This is a genomic window from Anaeroplasma sp. (assembly GCF_034179385.1).
Classification (GTDB): Bacteria; Bacillota_I; Bacilli_A; order Acholeplasmatales; family Anaeroplasmataceae; genus Anaeroplasma.
This window is the reverse complement of the sequence record NZ_JAXFPY010000126.1, coordinates 1-10,368: the sequence shown is the minus strand read 5'-3', so window position 1 is coordinate 10,368 and position 10,368 is coordinate 1. Positions and strand designations below refer to the sequence as shown.

The following is a 10,368-nucleotide window of genomic DNA, read 5'->3' as shown; positions in this document are numbered from 1 at the left end:
ATATATATATCTATTGTTACTTTTTTCTCTTATTTCAATTGATCCATATATCATTCTTTCCATTCTAGAATTAATCATTTCACGTTCATGTATTAAATTAGAAATATTATTTTCCATGATAGCCTCCTGTGTGGAACTTTTATTTCGCTTTTGTTCCACATTAATTATACCACATGTTTTACAAATGTGGAACTTTTATTTCGCTTTTGTTCCGCAAAACATATAATTAAAGAACCGCTTAGTGTAATGTAAATATAAAAACAAAAAGAAGCCTGCAAATTTTTTGCAGGCCAAAATTTTAATTATAGCGTATTTATAGATTTTTTCTAGGATCTGGATGTGGATATCCACAAAGTATAGCAGCATTATTTGATGCATTTTTTGAAAGTTTAAAACACTTAATTGCAGAAACAATATAATATGGAAGAATAACAACGCATCCAATCAAAGATAAAATCAGCTTAATAACAAGCATAACTATACCAGGTTTATTTAATTTTCTTTTTATAAAATCCCATGATGGATAAAAAGAAAATAAGAAAAATACAAATAAAGGAATTAATGGTACCCATCTAGGTAATCCCTTTTCAGTGAATAAAATTAGTACGTAGAATGTGGCTAAACTTAGTATCCAAACCAACGCTAATCCTACAAAAACTAATCCTAGTCTAAAACTACTCTTCTTCTCAGCAAAGAATGTAGATTGTGCACACTCATAACAATAATGCATTGTCGTTATATTATAACAATCTGCACAAATAGGTTTCCCACATTTTTGACAACTAAATAACTCCCCTTTTTCTAATTCACAAAAATTACAAATAGCCATAAAAAAAACACCTCACTGATATACATTATAGACCAAGTTGGGCTAAATTATAATGTGTTTAGGATGTGATAATTACATTATGAAAAACAGAATAAAAGACTTGAGAATAGATCATGATTTAACACAATTACAAATTGCTAATTATCTAAAATGTAGCCAAAGAGCTTATTCACATTATGAAAATGGAGAAAGAGAAATACCATTATCAATTCTTATTGCTTTAGCAGATTATTATAAGGTTTCATTGGATTATTTAGTTGGTAGAAATTTTCCTAAAAACAAATAGATAGTGGTACATTAGCAGTATAATAATGGTCTATTAGTGGTATACCTATTTAATTATGACAAAATGCATATCCCAGGAGCGAAATCTCCTGGGATTTTTTCTACTATAATCCCAAGAACCTTCACACCAATAGGTATATCCATTCAAATACAAAGTCGCTTCATTATACCATCCTGCATCTAAAATTATTCTAAATTTGCATTAATCGTATAAATTAAACCCCTTTAAATGTTTTGAATATTTTTTTATAGATTACATTTACCTATTCATCCTTAATACTATTTAGATAAAAAGCAAAATAATAAAATGGAAGTGTCATTAATTGCTTTTCTTCATTATATCCATATTGATTTGATGAAACTTTAATAGCCATATCATTTTTATTATGATTTCTAAATTCATTTAAGGAATTTAGCTTTGATTTACCCCTTTTTACATCTATTGGTATTATACTTTGATTTACATCAATTATAAATTCTAATTCAGAATCTCTCTTGCCTTTCCAATAGAACAAATTCATTCTTCTTGCAACTAATTCGGTAGCCACATAGTTTTCATAATATATTCCAGATAATGAATTATCCTTATCCTTAAGAAATGATTCATATTTCAATCCACTCTGATATGTAAACATACCAACATCGGACAAATACATTCTAAATAAAGAATCATCTTCTTTAATTAAAGGTGATGTTACCTTTTCCTTTAGGCAAAATGCTTGTAATACTATATTAGCAGTTGTTAACCAAAAATAAGGATTTATCATATCTCTATTTTTAACATTTTCAACGGTTTGTGATATTTTAAAATTTTTATTTTCTTTATTTAATTGCTTATAAATATCATTATAAACTAATCTACTTCTAATAATAGATTCAGTAGATGTTTGATACAATCCCATATCGTCTAAATAATCATCATATATTTCTTTTATTTTCTTATTGGCGGCTTTGAATGCTGATATTTTATCCTTGTATGCTAAAAATGTATCAACAACTTCTGGCATACCGCCAATGAACATATAAGTCCTAAAATCATCGATTAATTCATCATGTATCACTTTATCTATTGGCTCTTTATTTTCAAAATGATTCTTAACATAATTATATTTATTTTCATTATAATTCAATAAAAATTCATCAAATGTTAATGGATAAATATATAACTGATTAATCTTACCTACCGGAAACAAAAACTTTTTATTTGTCTTCTTACTATCTCTATGAATTCTTAGTCTAACTAAAGAACCACTTACAATAACAGGTAATTCTCTTCTTTTTTCATTAAAATGCTTCATCATTTTAACTATTGATGGGCATTCTTGAGCTTCATCAAAAAATAACAAATGATTTTCGTCTGGTATAAAATTATAGTGTAACTGAATGTATTCCAATACTTTTTCAAGATTACTATTATTTTCAGCAAATTCCACAAAATCGACGTCATCAGATAAATCAATTTTAAGATATCTATTCTTATAATATTCTTTCGCAAATAATTCTTCGATTAAATATGATTTACCAACCTGACGCGCACCTGATACCATAAGAGGCTTTCTTCTAGGATCATTCATCCATTCAATTAAATCATTTAAATACTTTCTTCTCATAATATCACCTTGTTTATGGAGCAATTTACACCTTTTTGCAAGTTTATTATAATACCAATTTACACCTTTTTGCATTTTTAGCGAAATATTAAGCAGGGCGAAAAGCCCTGCTTAATATTTCTTTGCAATTATAATAATCAAACAATTAACGCTTAGTTATTGTGTATTTCGGCGAATCCAGGCCACCTATCTCGGCAATTGTAGGCCACACCAAATGGGCGAAGCCAATTATGCCGAAGGCTATTTAAAGGCCGATAGGCAAGATATCCTTTAGGATAGCTTTATTAACATTAAGAACATAAGAATATATAATAAATAATTATTCAATATTATCCATATTTTTGGCAAAGTATCTCTTATCTTTAATAGTACCACTAGATGAAATCAAATCATCACCTACTAATTTATATAAGATATTTTTGATAGTCGTAATACTAAAGCCTAAAGCGTTTGATATCTCAATCACTTTAGATGGTCCATTATTAATAATGAATGTTAATACTTGTTTTTCCTTTTCAGTAATTTTAGTATCATTTTTAGTATCATTTTTAGTAACAGTTTTGACACTAAAATTAATTATTAAATGTGTTCTATCTGGATTATATTCGTCAAATAATGTTGGTTCTTCAAATCCATATTCTTTACATGCATATAAAATTTTAGGGATTCCACTCCCAGCTCTTTCTCCAACACCAACTAAATTAAACATTTTTAGAATAGTTTTATTTCTAGCATCTGATTCACCACCAATAAATGCTTTTTCTTTACTAATTCTTAAACATCCTGGATTATTAAATTCTATTCTATCAAAATATTTTTTTATAACAAGCCCTTTTCTTTGATAAAAATCAGAATTAGAAATTGTGTTACAAAACGCCTCTCTTAAAGCTTGATGCAATATTGTATCGTCTATTCTTTCTATTCCATTTAATTTAAATGGAATTTTTAAATCAGATGTTAATTTATTAACAACTTTATTGTAAAAATCATACATGTTACCAGACCATTCTCCTGAATCTGAAGTGATTCTATCTGTCCATCTAATATTCTCGTCTTCAGAATAATGTTCCTGATAATCTAAAAAATATTCGGGGAATTCATAAACTATTTTATAAGAATACCCAAACATCAACAACCCATCAATTGTTGGATGATATTTTTTGTCTTCGCCAACTCTAATAGCCCCAATATACTCCAAAAAGCTCATATCGCTATTCTTTAAGAACAAATGTTCTGGATGTAAAGTTCTAAATCTATTTTTATTTTTTTTATTTCATCATTAGTAAGCATTGAAGTAATAATCACGCCGTTTTTTTATTCATTTAGTCCAAGATAAATAAGACCACCTTTAGTATTAGAAAAAGAGCTATATGTTTCAAAAAAACTATTTGGTAGGCCTCCTTTAGCTTTTTTAAATTCTAACTGATTATTCTCTCTTGTTATAGAATCTATAATTAATTTTTCCATAGTGTCAATCATCTCCAAAGATATTACAACACTAAAAATGACACTAAACAATAAAAAATGGCACTAAATTCTTTTCATTAAAATAAGCTTCAACGATAATCAAAGGGCTAAAACTTATAGTGTAAAATTAAAAATGGCATATATTCATCAAGAACACAAGAATAAACAAGAAACACAAGAGTATATGAAACTTGCTAAAGAAAGATATAAGATTGAAGCTAAAAATGCGGAACTAAAAAATGAGCACGGATATGCTCATGCTTCTTATACAGGTATTCACGGTATGACTCTTCAGGCTGGTGTTTCGATTTTTGTCGTGAATTTGAAGAGGATACTACGCCTTAAAAACGAAAAAGAAGGTAAATAAATAATAGGAACACCTTTGTTTTACTCTAATATAATGAAAAAAATGAAGAAATTATGACTTTTGTATCATAAAATCTTCGTTTTTATTTTTGGCTTAATTTAATCGTGAAAAATACATGCCATTTTCAGCGGTCTCTTAACCAAGCCATTTTTTTATTTCTCCGGGCACCTAAAATAAGTTATTTTAGTGTCATGAGAATGATAAACATGAGACTATCGGTCTAAAATAGAAATACGTACCACCTACGAACAGTTAATGCAATCAAATAAGAATATCGTATTGCAAATATTATTCGCCTAATTAACTATATAACATTTAGCTTAACCATCTTTTTAATAGGAATGTTAAGAAATATGGAAATGTATAAAACTTACCATTGTACCCAATATTCTTATTTGCAAGCTTTATACCATAACGAATATCTACATATTTATCCTTTCCTATTAAATTGTTTAAGGATACTGTAGCTCCATCATTCGATTTAACTTCAACAGGTATTAAAGAATTAATATCTCTCACAAAGAAATCCATTTCAAGGTGTCCTTTTTCATCTTTATAGAAAAATAATTCATAACCTGCTTTAACCAGCATATCTCCTACAATGTTTTCAAATATTGCGCCTTTACAAGTATTCATATTTTTATTATTCCTTAAATCTAGTTGAGCTTCATCATCTAATGCCCCAATCAATAATCCTGTATCCATAAAATATAATCTAAAATTATCAGGATTATAGTGACCTTTTAATGGCAAAGATGGTTCTTCTAAGCAATAACTTATATTTATTATTCCTGAATTCTTTAGCCAATCCACAACACCAACATATTGATTTGATCTTGCATTCTTCTCAACTTTTGTTATAAAAAACTTTTTATTTTCGTTTGATAAAAATACAGGAATTTTTCTATAAACATTCAATATCTTGACTTTGTCTAAACCAACAGCGTATTTAGTAATATCTTCTTCATAATCTCTTATTATTTGTCTTTGAGCATCTAATATACCTGAAAAATTATTTTGTTCAACATACTGTTTTACAATTTCAGGCATTCCACCAACAATAATGTAGTCTCTAAATAATTCACTAAGTTTATCAAACATAACAGTTGGTAAAGGTTTTACTTCTTTCATGTATTTAAAAATATCATCTACTTGTTCACAGCTATATCCTTTAGCCCATAGGAATTCTTCAAAGTCCATTGATTTCATATCATAATCTTCTTTATTTCCAACAGCATTAGATTCAATTTCTTGATAATTAATTCCCATAAGAGAACCAGAACAAATAACATCAAATCTACCATCATTTTTAAAATTTTTTAATGATGTAGCAGCCTTAGGAACAATTTGAATTTCATCAAAAAAAATCAAAGTGTTTTTTTCTTCAAATTTATACTTAGGATTAATAAAAGAAATATTCTTTATTATTTTTTCCACTTCATATCCATTATCAAAGATGGATCGGTATTCTTCTTGAAGAACAAAATTTATATTAATAAAATTTTTATAATTCTTTTCAGCAAATTTTTCTACCGCTTTAGTTTTACCAATTTGTCTAGCACCACGTATAATAAGTGGTTTTTTATTTGTTTTATTTTTCCATTCTTCTAAATAGATATCAACTTTTCTTTTTAGCCATCTGCCATCTTCCATTTTATCACCACCGAATAAGTTTATAACTATATTTTACATTTTCCCTGCATATTTTCAACTGTTTTTTACATTTTCCCCGTATTTTTGTTCTTATATAGTAACATTTTCCCGTTTTTCTTAAAATGGAAAAATAAAAAGCAGGGTGAGAAGTCCTGCTTTCCATATTTCTTTGCAATTATAATAATCAAACAATTAATGCTTAGTTAGTCATAGTTTTGAAAATAATGGCTTAACCAAGCCATTTAGTATTTTTATAACTGTACTATTATGCAAGAGAGAATTGTGGTACACGTCTTGCTTTCTTATTCTTGCTTTAATGCATCAATTCTTCTCTTAATTCCATCCTTATCAGTGATTAAAATTAACTTTGTTATTTTCACCACATAAAGAGCTTAGCACATAGAATATAATTGATATTCCAGCAAATGACATACTAGTAATTATTAATGCAATTAAGTCAAATTCATATAACCATCCTAATACATAGCTGCCTATAAACCAGCATAATCCAAATATGCCTTCAAACAATGCAAAGCCAAGTGATCGAGTTTCCTTTGGAACAAGCTTCGCTACTGCAGCTTTTAAAATGGATTCCTGAGCTCCCATACCACAGCCCCACATAACAACACCAATATAAATCATTGGCTTACTTGAATAATTAAATATAAAAAGTGGAAAAGAAAATGATAACAATGTTGATAAAATTAATACTTTAATTCCAAATTTATCAAATAATACTCCAAACAATAAAGCTGCAAAAGCATCAATTAACATAGCAATAGAATATAAAATAGGTAAATATTCAACCTTGATAATATTTAAATTACCCACATGATAAGTAATTAAAGGAAAATCTATAAATCCTGCAGCACATAATCCAATAGCTATTAAATAAAAAATAAAGCTCTTACTAATCTTAAATTTTGAATCATTCTCATTTTCATTATTTTCCTCTTCTAAATTTTCAGGATTTGGATATTTCATTTTAGCAAATAATAATATAATCAATGTTAATATTGCTGGTATACCTAAAACTAAGAAGCACATTCTATATGAATTAAATAAATCAGTAGTGTTTTTTAATGATAAAACTAAAGTTAAAATTAGGGGGCCTACGAATGCTCCTATTTGATCTAAAAACTCAACAAAAGCAAAGCTCTTACCTTCTCCCAAATTCTTAGATGAAAATGATACCAAAGTACTCTTTGCTGGCTTTCTAATTGCTTTACCAATTCTTTCAATTAAAATTAATGTGCAAGCAAACACCCATCCATTTTTCCAAGTTATAGCAAGCATGGGTATTGCAAGAAGATTTATCATATAGCCTATTATAGTCATAGTCCAATACTTCTTAGTCTTATTTGCTATTGCACCAGTTACTAATATTAAAGAACACCCAATAAATTCACCTAAGCCTGATATTAAAGAAATTACATGAGGTGTTGCTCCTGCTAATGACAAAAAAGACCCATAAATACTTTTAGCACCTTCATGTGTCATATCGCTCATCATAGATATTACACCCATTAATACAATAAATATTGCTGAAGAAATATATATACTTTTATCTTTCTTTTCCTTCATAAAAACCTCACATTCCTTTCTTCGTACCTCAAAAGGCACACATAGCCATGGAATTTTATATTATTTCTATTTTATGAAATAATATAATTAAAAAATTGATATTTTAATGCTATTTTTATAATTTCATTCTATGGTAATTGCTATTTTACTTATCATAGATAAGTAACTAAAAATACAATTTTTTTCTTTCAGACTACTCACTTCTTTTGAAAACAATATAATTATACCACAAAATAGCACATCTAATAATTTAATATACACGCATAGATAATAAGAAAAAGCCCAAAAGTATTTCTACTCTTGAGCAAGTAATTAATGATGTGAATAATATATTTTTTTAGGATTATAAGAATTAATCTTATCCCAATCTTCTTTTAATTTATTATTATCTTTATAAATATCAATATATGATTCTGGTTCTATATCACCTATTATGCAAGAGAGAATTGTGGTGCACGTCTTGCTTTTTTATTCTTGCTTTAATGCTTCAATTCTTCTCTTAATTTTAACCTTATCAGTAATTAAGATTTCCCTAGGCTTTGTTCCTAATTTAATACTGATAATTTCTAGTTTTTCTAATCTATCAAGAATATATGTAGTTCTATTGAATCCTAAACCAAATTCATTTTGAATACCATTTACTGTAATAGGATTATTTATAAATAATTTTTTGTAATGTGGTATATGAACTTCTTCAATAAATCTTTTTATTTCTTTAAATGGTAGTTTTATTCTTCTATCTTGATATATATTTTCAACATCTTCTTCTTTATTTTCGTAAATATGTCCATAGAATCCAGCTAAATACATTCCTCTTAAAATCGTCATATTCTTTTTTTCATCGAATAACGTAAGCTAAGCTTTTTAAAATCAGTTTCCTTAGATAAGGATGTTCCATCTAATATTATATAATCAGTTTCTAATGAATATGGGATTCATATGTACATAAATGATCAAAGGTAGCATAATTAATATATCCTGTATAGAATATTGAATATTCACCTTCTAAAAATATACAAGCACTACCAAATGTATTGTGATGAGATAATTAAATGGGTTGACTATACAAAGATGGAAATTGAAAGACCAAAATCAAGATATTTGAAACTTGATAACAATCCATTTGAAGTGATTGGATTAAATCATGGATATCTATTTGTCGGTGGATTGATGAATAATACAGACTTGGATGCAAAATTGGTAAATCACTTAACAAATCATTTAGTGTATATCCATGATTTACTATTTCAAAATTAGGATAGAATCTACCACTTCCTCTTTTCCATCCTATTAAAATAATGCAAAAATTAACAATTTTTTTAGTTCATTTTCTTCTTTGGCCTAAAAGTGGCAAAAAATGGTTTAACCAAGCCATTTTAAGCAAAATAAAAAGCAGGGTGAGAAGTCCTGCTTTCCATATTTCTTTGCAATTATAATAATCAAACAATTAACGCTTAGAGAACTGACTAGACTTACGAGCCTTCTTTAGACCGTACTTCTTACGTTCCTTAGCGCGAGGGTCACGAGTTACTAATCCAGCTGGCTTTAATACTGCACGGTATTCTGGATTAACTTCCATTAATGCACGAGTAATACCTAAACGGATTGCTCCTGCCTGACCAGTAATACCACCGCCAAATACGTTAACTAAAATATCGAACTTGCCCATATTCTCTGTTAACTCAAGTGGCTGCTCAACGTCTAAACGAATAGCTGCAGATGGGATATAATCCTCAAAAGCACGACCATTGATAACGATCTTGCCTTCACCCTTTGCAGGACGTAAGTAAACTCTAGCTACAGATGCTTTACGACGACCTGTACCTAAATACTGAACTAATGTTTTCTTTGCCATTCCAATATCCTCCTATTAAGCCTTTACCTTAAATTCTACTGGCTTCTGAGCTGCATGTGGATGTTCTGCAGATGCATAAACATATAACTGCTTTCTCATCTGATCGCCTAACTTTGTGTGAGGTAACATACCGAATACTGCTTCCTCAACCATTCTTGTAGGATACTTAGCCATAACTTCCTTAGCAGTTAAAGTTCTAAGACCTCCAGAATATTCAGAGTGATAACGGTATAGCTTATCTTCCCACTTGTTACCAGTTAATTTAATTTTGTCAGCATTAATAACGATGACATTGTCTCCGCAGTTTACATGTGGAGTGTAAGTAACCTTGTGCTTGCCTCTAAGTAAAGAAGCTACTGCTGTTGCTAAACGACCTAGTGTTAAGCCATTTGCATCAACAACATACCAATTGTGTTGTACTGTTTGATTATTTGCCATGAATGTCTTGTTCATGTAAATTTCCTCCTAGATTATTTTTATATAATTTAGGGCACTTGGAGATTTAATTGCTTAAAAATGTACCATTTGATATTTTACCTTAAAGGTTGACTATAGTCAAGAAAAAAATTTTTCTTGTTTTGTGTTTCCCCATTTTTTAATTCATGTCAAAAAATGCCAAAATTATGCCATTCTAAAGGGAACATGCATTACAGTAAATAAATCCCTTCTTCGAGGCTTTCTTTTTGGATGTAATTTTTCTATTATTTGGGTTGTATTT

12 protein-coding genes are annotated in these 10,368 nt (G+C 28.5%); 3 read left to right on the top strand and 9 right to left on the bottom strand.

Annotated elements, in window-relative coordinates:
• Positions 1–313: 313 nt before the first annotated feature.
• On the bottom strand, positions 314–829 hold the full coding sequence (locus SPJ17_RS08630) for a B-box zinc finger protein (protein WP_321094789.1): 516 nt from the start codon (positions 827–829) through the stop codon (positions 314–316).
• A gap of 79 nt (positions 830–908) precedes the next feature.
• Here SPJ17_RS08630 and SPJ17_RS08625 point away from each other — a divergent pair, with 79 nt between their 5' ends.
• Positions 909–1,115, top strand: coding sequence for a helix-turn-helix transcriptional regulator (locus tag SPJ17_RS08625; protein ID WP_321094787.1), 207 nt, complete (start codon positions 909–911; stop codon positions 1,113–1,115).
• 262 nt (positions 1,116–1,377) lie between these two features.
• On the opposite strand, the gene SPJ17_RS08620 is transcribed toward SPJ17_RS08625, so the two are convergent.
• From SPJ17_RS08620 to SPJ17_RS08610, 3 genes are all read right to left on the bottom strand, one after another.
• Complete coding sequence (locus SPJ17_RS08620) at positions 1,378–2,724, bottom strand: AAA family ATPase (protein WP_321094785.1); 1,347 nt, start codon at positions 2,722–2,724, stop codon at positions 1,378–1,380.
• Between the two features lie 319 nt (positions 2,725–3,043).
• On the bottom strand, positions 3,044–3,931 hold the full coding sequence (locus tag SPJ17_RS08615) for an ATP-binding protein (protein ID WP_321094783.1): 888 nt from the start codon (positions 3,929–3,931) through the stop codon (positions 3,044–3,046).
• A 107-nt stretch (positions 3,932–4,038) separates the two neighbouring features.
• Positions 4,039–4,191 (bottom strand): RNA-binding domain-containing protein, encoded by a 153-nt coding sequence (locus SPJ17_RS08610; RefSeq protein ID WP_321094781.1) that lies wholly within the window; start codon positions 4,189–4,191, stop codon positions 4,039–4,041.
• Positions 4,192–4,258: 67 nt separating this feature from the next.
• Here SPJ17_RS08610 and SPJ17_RS08605 point away from each other — a divergent pair, with 67 nt between their 5' ends.
• Positions 4,259–4,558, top strand: a complete 300-nt coding sequence (locus SPJ17_RS08605; RefSeq protein WP_321094791.1) for a transposase — start codon at positions 4,259–4,261, stop codon at positions 4,556–4,558.
• 315 nt (positions 4,559–4,873) lie between these two features.
• Here SPJ17_RS08605 and SPJ17_RS08600 read toward each other — a convergent pair whose 3' ends face one another.
• From SPJ17_RS08600 to SPJ17_RS08590, 3 genes are all read right to left on the bottom strand, one after another.
• Positions 4,874–6,211, bottom strand: a complete 1,338-nt coding sequence (locus SPJ17_RS08600; RefSeq protein WP_321094779.1) for an AAA family ATPase — start codon at positions 6,209–6,211, stop codon at positions 4,874–4,876.
• A gap of 348 nt (positions 6,212–6,559) precedes the next feature.
• A complete protein-coding gene (locus SPJ17_RS08595) occupies positions 6,560–7,795 on the bottom strand; it encodes an MFS transporter (RefSeq protein WP_321094777.1) in 1,236 nt (411 codons plus the stop codon).
• Positions 7,796–8,263: 468 nt separating this feature from the next.
• Positions 8,264–8,623 (bottom strand): DNA translocase FtsK, encoded by a 360-nt coding sequence (locus SPJ17_RS08590; protein ID WP_321094775.1) that lies wholly within the window; start codon positions 8,621–8,623, stop codon positions 8,264–8,266.
• Between the two features lie 201 nt (positions 8,624–8,824).
• On the opposite strand from SPJ17_RS08590, the gene SPJ17_RS08585 reads away from it, so the two are divergent.
• Positions 8,825–9,052, top strand: a complete 228-nt coding sequence (locus SPJ17_RS08585) for a hypothetical protein (protein WP_321094773.1) — start codon at positions 8,825–8,827, stop codon at positions 9,050–9,052.
• Positions 9,053–9,242: 190 nt separating this feature from the next.
• Here the strand turns inward: SPJ17_RS08585 and rpsI are convergent, their stop codons facing one another.
• Together rpsI and rplM are read right to left on the bottom strand one after the other, a co-directional pair.
• Positions 9,243–9,650 carry a 30S ribosomal protein S9 gene (gene rpsI, locus SPJ17_RS08580; protein ID WP_321094771.1) on the bottom strand — a complete coding sequence of 136 codons (408 nt, stop codon included), beginning with the start codon at positions 9,648–9,650 and terminating at the stop codon, positions 9,243–9,245.
• A 15-nt stretch (positions 9,651–9,665) separates the two neighbouring features.
• Complete coding sequence (gene rplM, locus SPJ17_RS08575) at positions 9,666–10,103, bottom strand: 50S ribosomal protein L13 (RefSeq protein WP_321094769.1); 438 nt, start codon at positions 10,101–10,103, stop codon at positions 9,666–9,668.
• Positions 10,104–10,368: the final 265 nt, after the last annotated feature.